This window comes from Sphingomicrobium arenosum (assembly GCF_026157085.1).
GTDB lineage: Bacteria > Pseudomonadota > Alphaproteobacteria > Sphingomonadales > Sphingomonadaceae > Sphingomicrobium > Sphingomicrobium arenosum.
Genome location: NZ_JANPVN010000001.1, coordinates 139,716 through 154,419, shown reverse-complemented (window position 1 = coordinate 154,419; position 14,704 = coordinate 139,716). Strand labels below are relative to the sequence as shown.

Below are 14,704 nucleotides of genomic sequence, written 5' to 3'. Positions count from 1 at the left end.
GCCGACGCCATCTTCGGCAAACGAACAGGATTTTCATGCGCAAGACCTACCTCTTCACCTCGGAAAGCGTGTCCGAGGGCCATCCCGACAAGGTTGCCGACCAGATTTCCGACGCCATCGTCGATCTGTTCCTCTCCAAGGACCCCGAAGCGCGCGTCGCCTGCGAAACGCTGGTGTCGACCAATCGCGTCATCCTCGCCGGCGAAATTCGCGGCGAAGGGGTGATGACGCCGACCGGCGAATGGGCCCCCGGCATCAAGCGCGAGATCGAGGACAAGGTCCGCGCCACGGTGAAGCGCATCGGCTACGAGCAGGACGGCTTCCACTGGGACAATCTCACCTTCGAGAACTTCCTCCACGCCCAGTCCGCGCATATCGCACAGGGCGTCGATGCCAGCGGCAACAAGGACGAGGGCGCGGGCGACCAGGGCATCATGTTCGGTTTCGCCTGTGACGAGACCCCCGACCTCATGCCCGCCGCGATCGACTACAGCCACAAGATCCTCGAGCGGCTCGCCGCCGACCGTCATGGCGGAAAGGCCCCCTTCCTCGAACCCGATGCCAAAAGCCAGGTCACGCTGCGCTACGAGGATGGCCGCCCCGTCGCCTGCACCGCGGTCGTCGTCTCGACCCAGCATATCGAAGGCTATGACAAGGCCGAGAAGGAAGCCGAGCTCAAGGACTATGTGAAGGGCGTCGTCGCCGACATCCTGCCCGACGGGCTCCTGTCGGGCGACACCGTTTATCACATCAATCCGACTGGCAGCTTCGTCATCGGCGGCCCCGACGGCGATGCCGGCCTCACCGGGCGCAAGATCATCGTCGACACCTATGGCGGCGCCGCGCCGCATGGTGGCGGTGCCTTTTCGGGCAAGGACCCGACCAAGGTCGACCGCTCGGCCGCCTATATCTCGCGCTACCTCGCCAAGAATATCGTCGCCGCGGGCCTGGCGCGCCGCTGCACCATCCAGCTCGCCTACGCCATCGGCGTGAGCCAGCCCTTGTCGCTCTATGTCGATACGCATGGGACCGGCAACGTGCCCGACGACGCCATCGAGGCAGCGATCTTCTCGATCGACACCTTGGGCGGCCTGACCCCGCGCGCGATCCGCACCCATCTCGGGCTCAACAAGCCGATCTACGAGAAGAGCGCGGCCTACGGCCACTTCGGCCGCACCGCCGAGGGCGACTATTTCCCGTGGGAGCGCACCGACCTTGTCGAGGAGTTGAAGAGCGCCGTCGCGGGCTAGTCCGCCGCGTCGTGATCGGGGCGGCCGCCGTGCCGCCCGTCAGGCGCTGCGATTGGCCTCTGGAGACCCGTCGTTGGCGGCGTCGGCGCTATTGACCTGCCCGCGTCCCGAGGCCTTGCCGCGATAGACCGCCTTGTCGGCGGCGCGGATGGTCTCGTCGATACTCATGCCTTGCTGGCGGATCGCGGTCCCCACGCAGGCGCTGACCCGGCAATTGTCGAGCGGGTTTTCGAAACGCAGCGCCTCGATCGCGGCCAGCGCGCGTCCCGCCAGCGCAGGAAGCTGTCCGGTCAGGTCGCGCGGCAGCAGGATCAAGAATTCCTCCCCGCCGAGCCGACAAATCCGCTGACCGCGAAACACGAATTTCAAGGCATCGGCGACCCCGACCAGCACCCGGTCGCCACCCTCGTGCCCGTAGCGGTCGTTGACCAGCTTGAAATGGTCAAGGTCTATCGCGATGACGCTGCCGCAGGTCCATTTGCCCGCCTCGTCCGAATTGATCGCCCAATGCAGCCGCCGCCGGTTACCGAGCCCCGTGAGCGGATCGATCGCGGTCTCGCGATTTTCCCGCCGTACCGCATCGCTACCCAGCGCGACGAGCAGCACGAGCCCGAGCGAGAAGCCGATCACCGCGGTCGTGAGATGGAAGACCACATTGTAGAAGCTCGCGAAGAAGTCGGTGACGGGCGCGGTATCGGGCCGCGCCATGAACAGCCCGGCGCGAACGAAATAGGAGAAAGCCGCGATGGCGAGCGCGCCGACGACCAATCGCCCGATCGCCTTTCCATCGCGCCACCGCATCGCGCGCGGCAGCACCGACAAGAGCATCGCGAGCGCGACCAGCTGCACGAGCACGAGCCGCGCCTCCGCGCTCGGCGACAGTGGTTGGTAGGGCATGAAGACAAGGCTGGCGATCGCGGCAATGCCAAGCGCGGCGGTCGGCAAATCCTCCTCATGCCGCCGCGCGAAGGCCTGGATGAACAATGCGACGGTAATGAAATGCAATGTCAGCGCGAGATGGCGCAACCACTCCTCGTTAGGAGGGCGCAGAGCATCGAGCAGGATCCCGCCCGCACCGGCAAAGAAGGCCAACGCCCCCCAGCGCGCCGCCTTGAGCGAGCGATCCGCCATCCACAGCGCGACGAGGAACCCGCCGAATAGCAGAAACATCCCCGGCACGAGGTAAAAGAAAATGCGTCCATCGGACATAGCGTCCAAGGTCCCCTGAATTCCCCACAGGCGCCAAGACCTAAACGATTGCAGGCCAATTGGAAAGTCATCCCGGCGGCACCGAGGCGGGCCCTAAGGCTCATGCTTTACCGCATCCATCCGAGCCATTAGGAGGCGCGGCATGACGGCGTATAAGCAAGGCGATCCCACCACCCTCAACCGGCTCTACGGCCGCTCCTCGACGCATAAGCTGCGCAAGGGGCAGCAGGAACTGGTCGATGGCCTCCTCCCCCAAATCGGGCTGCCCGAAGAAGGCCCGCTCACCGCGCGGGCGCTGTTCGGCGACGATCGGCCGATGCATTTCGAGATCGGTTTCGGCGGCGGCGAACATCTCGCCTATCGCGCCGACCTGTTGCCCGACCATGGCTTCATCGGCTGCGAACCCTTCTTGAATGGCGTCGCGCAGGCGCTCGTCCATGTGAAGGAACAGGCGCTCGCCAACGTGCGCATCCACATGGGCGATGCGCTCGAACAATTGCGCCGCGTGCCCGATGGCACCCTCTCCTTCGTCTATCTCCTCCACCCCGACCCCTGGCCCAAGGCGCGCCACGCCAAGCGGCGGATGATGAATGACGGGCCCGTCGACATGATCGCGGCCAAGCTGAAGCCCGGCGGCGAATTTCGCGTCGCCACCGATCATCCCGTCTATCTCGACTGGGCGCTCATGGTCATGCAGCGCGAGCGGCACCGCGACCAGTTCGACTGGGTGATCGAGGATTGCACGGGCTTCCTCGAAAAGCCCGGCGGCTGGATCGACACGCGCTACGCCGCCAAGGCGCGCCGCGAAGGACGTCGCCCCTATTATCTGCGCTACCGCCGCCGCTAATTGGGTTCGCAGCGCATCGGCGCCACAGCGCCGCCTCGTTCGAACGTGCCGTCATAGGACCAGTCGCCGCTGCGGCTTGCCTTCAGCACGCCCGCCCGACTCATCCCGTCGTCGGCGACGAACATGACTCGGATGGTCTCCTCGTCGATCCAGTGCATAGCGACATCGAGCGCGCGCCACGCCGCCCCAACTTTCTCATTGGCCCACCACGTCGGCGCGGGGATGGTGCCCGACCCGAGGCTGATCACCACACCGCTGTCGTCGGTGGCTGTGCAGGAGATCCCCTGCGTGGCCTGCGCGGGCGCGGCGAACGCGAGCGTGGCGATGAACAAAGAAACGCGTTTTTTCATCAACTTGGCCTACTTCTGACAGCCTGAACCACGGCTGACCCTTTCGCTTCGCCTTCACGCTCCCTAGCTAGGCGTCATGACCATCCGTACCGACGTTCTCGACGCCATCGGCAATACCCCGCTGATCAAGCTCCGCCGCGCTTCCGAAGAAACCGGCTGCACCATCCTTGGCAAGGCCGAGTGGATGAACCCCGGACAGTCGGTCAAGGACCGCGCCGCCAAGAGCCTCGTTCTCGACGCGATCGACGACGGGCGCATCGCGCGGGGCGGCACCATCGTCGACGGCACGGCGGGCAACACGGGCATCGGCCTCACCATGGTCGGCAATGCGCTCGGTATGGAGACGGTGATCGTCATTCCCGATACGCAGACCGAGGAAAAGAAGCAGACGCTGCGCATGCTCGGCGCCCAACTGATTGAGGTGCCCGCCGTCCCCTATCGCAACCCGAACAATTACGTGAAGGTCGCGGGCCGCATCGCCGAGCAACTGGCTGCGAGCCGTGACGGCGGTGCCATGTTCGCCGACCAATTCGACAACAAGGCAAACCGACAGGCGCATATCGACACCACCGGCCCCGAAATCTGGACGCAGACCGACGGCAAGGTCGACGGCTTCGTCTGCGCGGTCGGGACCGGCGGCACGCTCGCGGGCATGGCGATGGCGCTGCGCGAGCGCAACAAGAATATCCAGATCGGTATCGTCGATCCCCCCGGCGCCGCGCTCTACAGCTATTTCACCACTGGCGAGTTGAAGGCCGAGGGCAGCTCGATCACCGAAGGCATCGGCCAGGGCCGTATCACCGGCAACCTCGAAGGCCTCACCGTCGATCACGCCTTCCGCGTCGAGGACCAGGAGAGCCTCGACATCAATTTCGCCCTGCTCGAGGAAGAGGGCCTCAACCTCGGCCTGTCCTCGGGTATCAACGTAGCGGGCGCCATCCGGCTCGCGAAGGAAATGGGCCCCGGACATACCATCGTGACGATCTTGTGCGACCCCGGCACCCGCTACGCCAGCCGCCTCTTCAACCCCGAGTTCCTGCGCGAGAAAGGCTATCGGGTGCCCGATTTCCTGACCCGCCAGCGCCCGGCAATCGACATTCCCTACCTTCCCACCGAATAGGAGACAGACTTATGACCCTCTCGATCGGCTCGACCGCCCCCGACTTTACCGCCTCGACCACGCAAGGCGACATCAGCTTCCACGACTGGATCGGCGATGATTGGGCGATCCTCTTCTCGCACCCCAAGGCCTTCACGCCGGTGTGCACCACCGAGCTCGGCTACATGGCCGGCCTCAAGGACGAGTTCGCCAAGCGAAACACCAAGATCATCGGCCTGTCGGTCGATACGACCGAAGACAATAAGAACTGGCTCCCTGACATCGGCGAGGTGTCGGGCAATGACGTCGACTATCCGATCATCGGCGACAGCGACCTCAATGTCGCCAAGCTCTACAACATGCTGCCCGCCGATGAGAGCGGCAGCGCTGAAGGCCGCACCGCCGCCAACAATGCGACCGTACGCACCGTCTACCTCATCGGCCCCGACAAGAAGATCCGCGCCATGCTGCTCTACCCGATGAGCTCGGGCCGCAACTTCGACGAAGTGCTGCGCCTGCTCGACAGCGTCCAGCTGACCGAGAACAAGGGCGTCGCCACGCCGGTGAACTGGAAGAACGGCGACGACGTCATCGTCCCCCCGACCGTCTCGGACGAAGACGCCAAGGCGAAGTTCGGCGATTTCGAAACCGTGAAGCCCTATCTGCGCCGCATCCCGCAGCCGCAGTAAGCCTCGCGCTTCACCAAATGACGAAGGGCGGTGCCGCAAGGCGCCGCCCTTTTTCGTTCAGCCCTTGGGACGCAAGCGCAGCAGCGTGCCGTCGCTCGGGCCGCGATCATCCTCGAGCAGGTAGATCGCCCCGTCGGCCCCTTCGACCACCTCGCGGATGCGCGCCCCCATCTGATAGCTCACCATGCCGGTCGCGCGATCACCCTCGAGCTCGACGACATTGAGTTCCTGCCCCGACAATCCGGGCACCAGCGCATCGCCCGTCCAGCCGCCGAACAGGTTGCCGGAATAGATGAGCAGGCTCGCCGGGCTGGTGGCCGGTACCCAATAGGCCACCGGCTTGACATAGGGATCGTCAGCCTTGTGATCGGGGATCGGCACGCCGTTGTAATTGTCGCCATAGCTCGCCTCGGGCCATCCGTAATTGCTCCCCGCGCTCACGAGATTGAGTTCATCACCATGCTTGGGCCCCATCTCGATCTCCCACAGGCGCCCGTCGGGCGCAAAATCGAGGCCGAGCAAATTGCGATGGCCATAGCTCCAGATTTCGGCGGTCGAGCCGCCCTCGTCGTACATCGGATTGCCCGCCGCCGCGCTACCGTCGAGGTTGAGCCGCAGCACGGTGCCGAGATTGTTGCCCGTGTCCTGTGCCGGGTCCTGCTCCTGCCGGTCGCCGCTCGTCACGAACATATATTGCCCGTCGGGCGAGAAATGGATGCGATGCGAATAATGGCCGCGCCCCTCGGTCTTGTCCTGCCGCCACAGGACCTCGAGTCCGACGAGACGGCAACTGTCGGCGCTTTCGCACAAGAGCTTGCCGCGCCCCACGACACCGCCGCGCGTATCGCCCTCGCCCGCCTCGACCCAGCTGAGGTAGAGGTCGCCGCCCTGCCCCATGGGTCTCTCCCAGTCGGGACCGAAGGCGATGTCGCCCATGCCGCCCTGCCCGCCATAATCGACCTCGGGCAAACCGCTCTCGACGCTGCCGAGCTTTCCGGTGGCGACATCCTTGAACCAGATCTCGCCTTTCTTGCCCGTGATGAAGAGCAGATTGGTGCCGGGCATGAAATCGGCCGCCCAGGGCTCCTCGAAATTCCCCATCGCCTCGACCGTGAAAGGTGCGTCGGCCAATTCGATTGCCTCGCCGCGGGTGATCGGCGCGGCGTCGCCGGCGCTCGCCACGGCGGCACCAGGCTCGTCGGTCGCCGTGCCATTGCAGGCTGCGGTCGTGGCAAGAAAGAGCGGAAGAAGGGCAAGGCGCATGGGGTCGTCTCCTGATGATCTCGTTTCGGCAACGGTCTGTCACGCTTTTAGGATGCATGGCGACTTGCACAAGCCGGGCCATCCGCCTATATGCGCATCCATCCCAAGACATCGCGAGGTGCCATGGGCCGCCACCGGGGACGGAGGCGGCGCCGAAGGGATATGGAATTTTGACGCATAGGAGCGCCTGTTTGGCCGACATGAACAAGATCGCGGCGATCGTCGAACCGGTGGTGAAGGCCATGGGGTTCGAGCTCGTGCGCGTGAAGATGATCGGCGGCAGCGAAGAGCCCACGCTCCAGGTCATGGCCGAACGCCCCGATACGCGCCAGCTGACGATCGACGATTGTGCCGAGATCAGCCGCGCGCTGGACGAGCCGCTCGAAGCGGCGGACCCGATCGAGCACGCCTACCGCCTCGAAGTTTCCTCGCCCGGCATCGACCGCCCCCTCACCCGCCTTCAGGATTATGCCGACTGGCAGGGCCATCTCGCGCGGATCACGCTCGAGGCCAAGCATGAGGGCCAGAAGAAGTTCAAGGGCAATATCGATGGCGTCGACATGGACACGCGCCTCGTCGCGCTGACCGACGACCATGAAAAGGAGCACAGCATCCCCTTCGACCTGATCGAGGATGCCAAGCTCCTGTTCACCGACAAGCTCCTCCAGGAAACCCAGCCGCTCTCCGCCGAGGGCGCCGAAGAGATCAACGAAGAAGAGGGTAACGACAATGGCTAGCACGCCTCCTCCTGCAGCCACCGCCAACAAGGCGGAACTGCTTGCCATCGCCGATGCGGTGGCGCGTGAGAAGCTGATCGACAAGGGCATCGTCATCGAGGCGATGGAAGATGCGATCCAGCGCGCCGCCCGTGCCCGCTACGGCCAGGAAAACGACATCCGCGCCAAGCTCGACCCGCAGACCGGCGACCTTCGCCTGTGGCGCGTCCTCGAAGTCGTCGAGGAGGTCGAGGACAACTTCAAGCAGGTCGACCCCAAGGCCGCGCAGAAGCTTCAGGACGGCGCTGCCGTCGGCGACTATATCGTCGATCCGCTGCCCCCGATCGAATTTGGTCGCATCGCCGCGCAGGCCGCCAAGCAGGTCATCTTCCAGAAGGTCCGCGACGCCGAGCGCGAGCGCCAGTATGAGGAATTCAAGGACCGCGCCGGCGAAGTCATCACCGGCGTCGTCAAGCGCGTCGAATTCGGTCACGTCGTGGTCGACCTTGGCCGCGCCGAAGGCGTCATCCGCCGCGACCAGCAGATTCCGCGCGAAATGGTTCGCGTCGGCGACCGCATCCGCTCGCTGATCCTGCGCGTTGCTCGCGAGATCCGCGGCCCGCAGATCTTCCTGTCGCGCGCCCACCCCGATTTCATGCGCAAGCTGTTCGCGCAGGAAGTTCCCGAAATCTACGACGGCATCATCGAGATCAAGGCCGCCGCCCGCGATCCGGGCAGCCGCGCCAAGATCGGTGTCATCAGCTACGACAGCTCGATCGACCCGGTCGGCGCCTGTGTCGGCATGAAGGGCAGCCGCGTCCAGGCGGTCGTTCAGGAACTGCAGGGCGAGAAGATCGACATCATCCCCTGGTCGGAAGACTTGGCGACCTTCGTCGTCAACGCGCTTCAGCCTGCGACCGTCAGCCGCGTCGTCATCGACGAGGAAGAAGGCCGCATCGAGGTCGTCGTTCCCGATGACCAGCTGTCGCTCGCCATCGGTCGCCGCGGCCAGAACGTGCGTCTCGCCAGCCAGCTGACCGACAGCCAGATCGACATCCTCACCGAGGCCGATGCCAGCGAAAAGCGCCAGAAGGAATTCACCGAGCGCACCGAGATGTTCCAGAACGAGCTGGACGTCGACGAAACGCTTGCCCAGCTGCTGGTCGCCGAAGGCTTCACCAGCCTCGAGGAAGTCGCCTACGTTCCGCAGGAAGAGCTTTCGAGCATCGAGGGTCTCGACGAGGAGATCGCCGAGGAACTGCAGAGCCGCGGCAAGGAAGCGCTCGAGCGCGCCGAGGAGGCCGCGCGCGAAACGCGCCGCGAATTGGGCGTCGAGGATGCCGTCGCCGAATTGCCGCATATGACCGAGATCATGGCGGTCACGCTCGGCCAGGCCGGGCTCAAGACGCTCGACGACGTCGCCGACCTCGCCACCGACGAGCTCATCCAGAAGAAGCGCACCGACAATCGTCGCCGCGGCGACACGCGTCGCTCGGGTGATGATCATCGCGGCGGCGTGCTCGGCGAATATGGCCTGACCGAAGAGCAGGGCAATGAGATGATCATGGCCGCCCGCGCCCACTGGTTCGAAGACGAAGACGATGCTGCGGCACCCGCCGACGCCACGACCGAGGAGGACGCGGCTGCGGATGGGAACCAATGAGCGCCCTCTAAGCGATAAGCAGTCGCCGACGCGCACCTGCATCCTGACGAGGGATGCCGGTGACAAGGACGCGCTTGTCCGTCTTGCCCTCGGCCCCGACGGACAGGTGCTCCCCGACGTGCGCGCCAAGGCCCCCGGCCGCGGCGCCTATGTCGGCGTCACCCGTGCTGCGCTCGACGAAGCGCAGGCCAAGGGTAAGCTGAAAGGCGCGCTTGCCCGCGCCTTCAAGACCGGCCAGCTCGACATCCCCGCCGATCTGGGCGCGCGGATCGAGGAAGCGCTCGCGCGCAATTTTCTCGACCGGCTCGGCCTCGAGGCGCGCGGCGGCATGCTGATTTCGGGCAACGAGAAGGTCGACGTCGCCTGCCGCAAGGGCGAGGCGATGCTGCTGCTCCACGCCAGCGATGCCAGCGAGGATGGCAAATCCAAGCTGGCACAGGGCTGGCGCATGGGCGGCGGCGCGGAACTTGGGATCGACCGGGGACTTGTTCTGCCGTTCGATCGCACCACATTGTCCAGTGCATTGGGTCGCGGCAACGCGGTCCATCTCGCGCTGGTCGATGCCGGAGCGGCGAAGCGCGTTTCCCACGCGCTCGCCCGATACCAAGCTTTTCTTGGGAAAGATGCTAGGGTAAACGGCAGCGAACGTGTCCGGACCGAGCCCGTGAGCGAAGATTTGAGAGACGAAGGAACAGAATGAGCGACGACAAGAAAAAGCTCGGGACCCGTGCACCCCTCGGCGTGAAGAAGACGATCGAGGCCGGACAGGTGAAGCAGAGCTTCAGCCATGGCCGCTCGAACACGGTCGTGGTCGAGGTCAAGAAGCGCCGTATCCTGAAGCCCGGCGATGCCGCCGCGGCACCCAAGGAAGAGGCCAAGACGGTCGAACCCGCCAAGGCCGCGCCCAAGCCCGAGGCGCGCAAGCCCGCGCCTGCGCCCAAGCCCGCGCCCAAGCGCGAGCTGACGGCCGCCGAACGCCGCGAGCAGGTCAAGGAGCTCGAGCGCCAGGCTGAGGAAGCGCGCATGGCCGCGCTCGAGGAATCGCGCCGCCGCGACGAACAGGCCAAGGCGAATGCCGCCGAGGAAGAGGCGCGCCGCGCCGAGGAAAATCGCAAGGCCGAGGAAGAGGCCGAGCGCCGCGCCAAGGAAGAGGCCGAGCAGGCCAAGAAGGACGCCGAGGCGCAGGCCAAGGCCGAGCAGGCCGCGGCCAGCGCGCCCGCGCCGCGCGGCGCCAAGCCCGCGCCCGCCAAGCCCGCCGCGCCCAAGCGCGACGATCGTTCGAAGGGCCGCCCGACTCCCGACCGCCGTTCGGGCAAGCTCACCGTCAACCGTGCGCTGCGTGGCGGCGACGGTGGCGGCCGCGCCCGCAGCCTCGCGGCGCTGAAGCGCGCGCGCGAGAAGGAAAAGCGCGCCCAGGCCGGCCAGTCGGGCCCGCGCGAGAAGACCTTCCGCGACGTCCAGGTTCCCGACCACATCACCGTGGGCGACCTTGCCAAGCGCATGGGGGAAAAGGCGGCCGATCTCGTCAAGTCGCTCTTCAACATGGGCATGATGGTCACCGTCAACCAGACGATCGATCAGGATACCGCCGAGCTGCTGGTCAACGAATTCGGCCATAACGTCCAGCGCGTCAGCGACAGCGATATCGACATCGACACCACCGAGGACGTCGATGCGCCCGAAACGCTCAAGAGCCGTCCGCCGGTCGTCACCATCATGGGCCATGTCGACCACGGCAAGACCTCGCTGCTCGACGCCATTCGCGGTGCCGACGTGGCGGCGGGCGAAGCCGGTGGCATCACCCAGCATATCGGGGCCTACCAGGTCACGCCCAAGGGCGGCGATCCGATCACCTTCCTCGACACGCCGGGCCACGAAGCCTTCACCGAGATGCGCGCCCGCGGCGCCACCGTCACCGATCTCGCGATCCTCGTGGTCGCCGCCGATGACGGGCTGAAGCCGCAGACCATCGAGGCGATCAATCACATCAAGGCCGCCGAAGTGCCGATGATCGTGGCGATCAACAAGATCGACACCGCCGGCTCGAACCCGCAGAAGATCCGCGAGGAACTCCTGCAGCACGAGATCATCGTCGAGGCGATGAGCGGCGACGTGCAGGACGTCGAGGTGTCGGCCAAGGAAAAGACCAACATCGACAAGCTCCTCGAGGCCATCAACCTCCAGGCCGAGCTGCTCGAACTGAAAGCCAACCCCGACCGCGATGCCGACGGCACCGTCGTCGAGGCCAAGCTCGACAAGGGCCGCGGCCCGGTCGCAACCGTGCTCATCAAGCGCGGCACGCTGAAGGTCGGCGACACCTTCGTCGCGGGCGCCGCCGCCGGTAAGGTCCGCGCGCTCATCGACGACCATGGCCGCCGCGTGAAGCAGGCGGGCCCCGCCTTCCCGGTCGAAGTCCTCGGCCTCTCGGCCGTGCCCAGCGCCGGCGACCAGTTCACGGTGGTCGAGAACGACCAGCGGGCGCGCGAAGTCGCCGAATATCGCCAGGGCGTCCTCGACAAGAAGCGCACGACCGTCGCGCCGATGAGCCTCGAATCCATGTTCGACAAGAAGGGCTCGCAGACGATCAGCTTCCCGCTGATCATCAAGGCCGACGTGCAGGGCACCGCCGAAGCCGTCGTCAATGCGGTCAAGAAGATCTCGACCGACGACATCGAGGTGCGCGTCATCCATTCGGGTGTCGGCGCGATCACCGAGAGCGACGTGACCCTTGCCTCCTCGAGCGGCGCGCCGATCATCGGTTTCAACTCGCGTCCCAACGCCAAGGCCAAGGAAATCGCCAAGCGCGACCAGGTCGAGCTGCGCTACTATGACGTCATCTACCACCTCACCGACTGGGTGAAGCAGGCGATGGCGGGCGAGCTTGGCCCCGAGATCATCGAGCACATCGTCGGCAAGGCCGAGGTCAAGCAGGTGTTCCGGTCGGGGAAGAAGGACAAGGCCGCCGGCCTGCTCGTCCTCGAAGGCGTCATCAAGAAGGGTCTCCATGCCCGTCTTACCCGCGACGATGTCATCGTCTCCAAGACGACCATCGCCTCGCTCCGCCGCTTCAAGGACGACGTCGACCAGGTCGAAGCCGGGACCGAATGCGGTGCCGTGCTCGAGGATACCAACGACATTGCACCGGGCGACATGCTCGAGATCTTCGAGATCGAGGAGCGCGAGCGCGTCCTTTAAGCTGCCGAGTGGAACGTCTGTGAAGCGAAGCGAGCCGACGTTCCACGAGAGACAGCGAAAAGCGGACGGCCTGCGACCGCAGGTCGACAGGTTCGACGGGGGCAGGCCGCCCTGCCCCCGCTTCGCCGACGCAGGAGTTGTATTCGCATGAAGCAAAAAGCGACCAGCAACGAACCCTCGGTACGCATGCTGCGTGTCGGCGAACAGGTGCGTCATGCCCTGTCCGACGTTCTCTCGCGCGGCGACGTCCATGACGAGGCGCTGTCCAAGACCCCCATCTCGGTCACGGAGGTGCGGATGAGCCCCGACCTTCGCCACGCCACCGTCTTCTTCAAGCCACTGCTCGGCGGCAATGAGGAAGAAGTGCTCACCGCACTGAAGAAGAATGTTCGCTACCTGCGCGGCGAAGTCTCCAAGCGCGTCGCGATGAAGTTTGCCGCCTCCTTGAAGTTCAAGGTCGACGAAAGCTTCGACGAAGGCAGCCATATCGATCGGCTGATGCGCACCGACAAGGTCGCTCGCGACATTGCCGCCGATGACGAGACTGCCGACGATTTGGATAGCGACGAGGACGCCTAATTCTCGGGCAGCATATGCGCCTTGATCTCGAGGTGCACGGTCCTGCCGACCACCCCGCCCCACGCGGTCATGCCGTAATCGCGGCGATCGAGCGTCCCACTCGCCGTGATCGTGACCGGCGCGCCATTGCCCGCGGTCGCGATCGGCTTGTCGAAGCGCGCTTCGAGCGTGATGGGATGGGTTACGCCGCGGGCCGTCAACGTGCCGCCGATACGAGCCTCGCGCGGACCGTCGATCGCCATCCGATCGCCCCGGAAGGTCACCGTCGGATAATGGTCGACGTGAAAGAATTGCTCGCCGAGCAACCTGCGCTCGGTGCGACCGCCCCCCGCCTCGATTTTTGTCGCGTCGAGTTCGACGAGAAGGTCGATCCGCTGTGGGACGGCACGATCGATGCGGATCGCCCCACGCCGCACCGGGATGCGCGCTTCCTTCGTTCCGACCCCGACCACCTTGACCCTCGCGCTGACACCGCTTGCATCGGCGGAGAGGATATAGCGGGCCTCGCCTTCGTCCGATCCTGCCGGAGCGGCGTGCGCGAGCGCCATGCTCGCCACCGCAAAAAGGGTCAAAGCGCGCGGCATGTCGGCTGCCAGCATGAGACCGCTAATGCCATGTCCCCTCCGTTCGTCGGTTCACTTATGATCCAACAGCCTCCTAGCCTTTTTGTCCAGCGCGCAGGCCTTGTCCGGTCGAAAGGGCTAGCCAGGGGCGCTCAGCCTGTTATTGCGAACGCTTCGCAATAATGGAGTATGAAATGCGCCTGATCACCACCACTGCCCTCGCCGCCGCCATGGTCGCGCTCGCCGCCTGCTCGACCGACACCGAGACCACCACCGAGGCGCCCGAGACCGAAGCGGTCGATACCGACGTCACCGTCGCAACCGACAGCGCGGTGCTCGACGCCAACAGCGCCACTGCCGAACAGCTCGCCGCCATCGAGGGTATCGACGCCGTGACCGCCGAGTCGATCGTCAATGCCCGACCCTTCGCCGACATCGTCGCCTTCAACGCGATGCTGGTCGAAGCGGTCGGCGAGGATCAGGCCGCCGCCATCCGCGAGACGCTGTTCGTCCCCATCGACCTCAACAATGCCAGCGAAGACGCGATCAAGCTCGTCCCCGGCATCGATGACAAGATGGTCCACGAATTCCTCGAATATCGCCCTTATGCCGACATGGCCGAATTCGACCGCGAGATCGGCAAATATGTCGATGAGGCCGAAGTGGCGCGCTATCGCCAGTACGTCACGCTCTAGGGCGCGACAGCCACAACCTGGCAATGAAGATCGCCGCCATGATCCCGACGTGGATCATGGCGGTGGTCGCATCATAGGCCGACCAGACCCAATGCAGGAGCATCAGCACCGCGGCGGGATAGACCAGCCGATGCAGCCGCTTCCAGCGCGCCTTCAGCCAGCGCATCGAGGCGTCGTTCGACGTGACCGCGAGCGGCACGAATAGCGCCATCGCCGCCCAGCCCGACCAGATGTAATCGGTCGATAGTTCGCTCCCTGCAAAAGCCGCAGCGCCTTTTTTCGAGAGATAGATCGCGGTGTGGATCGCCGCATAGGCAAAGCTCGCTACCCCGAGGTCGCGCCGATGCCTCACCAGCCGCGTCGCGACGCGGCTCTTGCGCCACGCCAGCTTTATCGGCGTCACCGCCAGCGTCACCATCAGCAGCCACGCCGCCCAGTCGCCGCTGTCGCCGATCGCATGGCCATAGCCATAGACCTCGGGCGTGAACGCCCAGCGCCCAGCGCCCCATAGCGCGGGAAGCGCGAGCACCAGCCACAGCAACCGCTGCTGCACCGTTCGGTCCGACAATCGCATTGCCCCTCCTTG

15 protein-coding genes are annotated in these 14,704 nt (G+C 65.3%); 10 read left to right on the top strand and 5 right to left on the bottom strand.

Annotation, left to right across the window (positions count from 1 at the left end):
• Positions 1–35: 35 nt before the first annotated feature.
• Positions 36–1,250, top strand: coding sequence for a methionine adenosyltransferase (gene metK, locus NUW51_RS00595; protein ID WP_265561756.1), 1,215 nt, complete (start codon positions 36–38; stop codon positions 1,248–1,250).
• A 39-nt stretch (positions 1,251–1,289) separates the two neighbouring features.
• Here metK and NUW51_RS00590 read toward each other — a convergent pair whose 3' ends face one another.
• On the bottom strand, positions 1,290–2,459 hold the full coding sequence (locus NUW51_RS00590) for a GGDEF domain-containing protein (protein ID WP_265561754.1): 1,170 nt from the start codon (positions 2,457–2,459) through the stop codon (positions 1,290–1,292).
• A 142-nt stretch (positions 2,460–2,601) separates the two neighbouring features.
• Here NUW51_RS00590 and trmB point away from each other — a divergent pair, with 142 nt between their 5' ends.
• Complete coding sequence (trmB, locus tag NUW51_RS00585) at positions 2,602–3,306, top strand: tRNA (guanine(46)-N(7))-methyltransferase TrmB (RefSeq protein ID WP_265561752.1); 705 nt, start codon at positions 2,602–2,604, stop codon at positions 3,304–3,306.
• On the opposite strand, the gene NUW51_RS00580 is transcribed toward trmB, so the two are convergent.
• Entirely contained in the window at positions 3,303–3,659 is a 357-nt protein-coding gene (locus NUW51_RS00580) for a hypothetical protein (protein ID WP_265561750.1), read from the bottom strand. The genes trmB and NUW51_RS00580 overlap by 4 nt on opposite strands.
• Before the next feature lie 73 nt (positions 3,660–3,732).
• On the opposite strand from NUW51_RS00580, the gene NUW51_RS00575 reads away from it, so the two are divergent.
• Positions 3,733–4,776: a cysteine synthase A gene (locus NUW51_RS00575; protein ID WP_265561748.1), complete on the top strand. Its 1,044-nt coding sequence runs from the start codon at positions 3,733–3,735 to the stop codon at positions 4,774–4,776.
• Between the two features lie 11 nt (positions 4,777–4,787).
• Positions 4,788–5,444, top strand: coding sequence for a peroxiredoxin (locus NUW51_RS00570; RefSeq protein ID WP_265561746.1), 657 nt, complete (start codon positions 4,788–4,790; stop codon positions 5,442–5,444).
• Positions 5,445–5,501: 57 nt separating this feature from the next.
• On the opposite strand, the gene NUW51_RS00565 is transcribed toward NUW51_RS00570, so the two are convergent.
• On the bottom strand, positions 5,502–6,707 hold the full coding sequence (locus NUW51_RS00565; RefSeq protein WP_265561744.1) for a PQQ-dependent sugar dehydrogenase: 1,206 nt from the start codon (positions 6,705–6,707) through the stop codon (positions 5,502–5,504).
• A gap of 200 nt (positions 6,708–6,907) precedes the next feature.
• Between NUW51_RS00565 and rimP the strand changes: the two genes are divergently transcribed.
• The 5 genes from rimP (at position 6,908) to rbfA (ending at position 12,860) form a co-directional block, all read left to right on the top strand.
• Positions 6,908–7,444: a ribosome maturation protein RimP gene (gene rimP, locus NUW51_RS00560; protein ID WP_265587893.1), complete on the top strand. Its 537-nt coding sequence runs from the start codon at positions 6,908–6,910 to the stop codon at positions 7,442–7,444.
• Positions 7,437–9,086 carry a transcription termination factor NusA gene (gene nusA, locus NUW51_RS00555; protein WP_265561742.1) on the top strand — a complete coding sequence of 550 codons (1,650 nt, stop codon included), beginning with the start codon at positions 7,437–7,439 and terminating at the stop codon, positions 9,084–9,086. Before rimP ends, nusA begins: the two co-directional genes overlap by 8 nt.
• Positions 9,073–9,786, top strand: coding sequence for a DUF448 domain-containing protein (locus NUW51_RS00550; RefSeq protein WP_265561740.1), 714 nt, complete (start codon positions 9,073–9,075; stop codon positions 9,784–9,786). The genes nusA and NUW51_RS00550 overlap by 14 nt, the downstream gene beginning before the upstream one ends.
• Positions 9,783–12,281, top strand: coding sequence for a translation initiation factor IF-2 (gene infB, locus NUW51_RS00545; protein WP_265561738.1), 2,499 nt, complete (start codon positions 9,783–9,785; stop codon positions 12,279–12,281). The genes NUW51_RS00550 and infB overlap by 4 nt, the downstream gene beginning before the upstream one ends.
• Positions 12,282–12,428: 147 nt before the next feature.
• On the top strand, positions 12,429–12,860 hold the full coding sequence (gene rbfA / locus NUW51_RS00540; RefSeq protein WP_265561736.1) for a 30S ribosome-binding factor RbfA: 432 nt from the start codon (positions 12,429–12,431) through the stop codon (positions 12,858–12,860).
• Here the strand turns inward: rbfA and NUW51_RS00535 are convergent.
• Entirely contained in the window at positions 12,857–13,444 is a 588-nt protein-coding gene (locus NUW51_RS00535) for a YceI family protein (protein WP_265561735.1), read from the bottom strand. The two genes, rbfA and NUW51_RS00535, sit on opposite strands and share 4 nt — an antisense overlap.
• 173 nt (positions 13,445–13,617) lie before the next feature.
• On the opposite strand from NUW51_RS00535, the gene NUW51_RS00530 reads away from it, so the two are divergent.
• On the top strand, positions 13,618–14,118 hold the full coding sequence (locus NUW51_RS00530) for a hypothetical protein (protein WP_265561734.1): 501 nt from the start codon (positions 13,618–13,620) through the stop codon (positions 14,116–14,118).
• Here NUW51_RS00530 and NUW51_RS00525 read toward each other — a convergent pair.
• Complete coding sequence (locus tag NUW51_RS00525) at positions 14,108–14,692, bottom strand: protein-methionine-sulfoxide reductase heme-binding subunit MsrQ (RefSeq protein ID WP_265561733.1); 585 nt, start codon at positions 14,690–14,692, stop codon at positions 14,108–14,110. The genes NUW51_RS00530 and NUW51_RS00525 overlap by 11 nt on opposite strands.
• Between the last annotated feature and the right edge of the window lie 12 nt (positions 14,693–14,704).

Excerpts from the sequence above, each read along its gene's own strand:
- metK (WP_265561756.1), top strand. The coding sequence starts at position 36 with ATGCGCAAGACCTACCTCTTCACCTCGGAAAGCGTGTCCGAGGGCCAT.
- NUW51_RS00590 (WP_265561754.1), bottom strand. The coding sequence starts at position 2,459 with ATGTCCGATGGACGCATTTTCTTTTACCTCGTGCCGGGGATGTTTCTG.
- trmB (WP_265561752.1), top strand. The coding sequence starts at position 2,602 with ATGACGGCGTATAAGCAAGGCGATCCCACCACCCTCAACCGGCTCTAC.
- NUW51_RS00575 (WP_265561748.1), top strand. The coding sequence starts at position 3,733 with ATGACCATCCGTACCGACGTTCTCGACGCCATCGGCAATACCCCGCTG.
- NUW51_RS00570 (WP_265561746.1), top strand. The coding sequence starts at position 4,788 with ATGACCCTCTCGATCGGCTCGACCGCCCCCGACTTTACCGCCTCGACC.
- NUW51_RS00565 (WP_265561744.1), bottom strand. The coding sequence starts at position 6,707 with ATGCGCCTTGCCCTTCTTCCGCTCTTTCTTGCCACGACCGCAGCCTGC.
- rimP (WP_265587893.1), top strand. The coding sequence starts at position 6,908 with ATGAACAAGATCGCGGCGATCGTCGAACCGGTGGTGAAGGCCATGGGG.
- nusA (WP_265561742.1), top strand. The coding sequence starts at position 7,437 with ATGGCTAGCACGCCTCCTCCTGCAGCCACCGCCAACAAGGCGGAACTG.
- NUW51_RS00550 (WP_265561740.1), top strand. The coding sequence starts at position 9,073 with ATGGGAACCAATGAGCGCCCTCTAAGCGATAAGCAGTCGCCGACGCGC.
- infB (WP_265561738.1), top strand. The coding sequence starts at position 9,783 with ATGAGCGACGACAAGAAAAAGCTCGGGACCCGTGCACCCCTCGGCGTG.
- rbfA (WP_265561736.1), top strand. The coding sequence starts at position 12,429 with ATGAAGCAAAAAGCGACCAGCAACGAACCCTCGGTACGCATGCTGCGT.
- NUW51_RS00535 (WP_265561735.1), bottom strand. The coding sequence starts at position 13,444 with ATGCCGCGCGCTTTGACCCTTTTTGCGGTGGCGAGCATGGCGCTCGCG.
- NUW51_RS00530 (WP_265561734.1), top strand. The coding sequence starts at position 13,618 with ATGCGCCTGATCACCACCACTGCCCTCGCCGCCGCCATGGTCGCGCTC.
- NUW51_RS00525 (WP_265561733.1), bottom strand. The coding sequence starts at position 14,692 with ATGCGATTGTCGGACCGAACGGTGCAGCAGCGGTTGCTGTGGCTGGTG.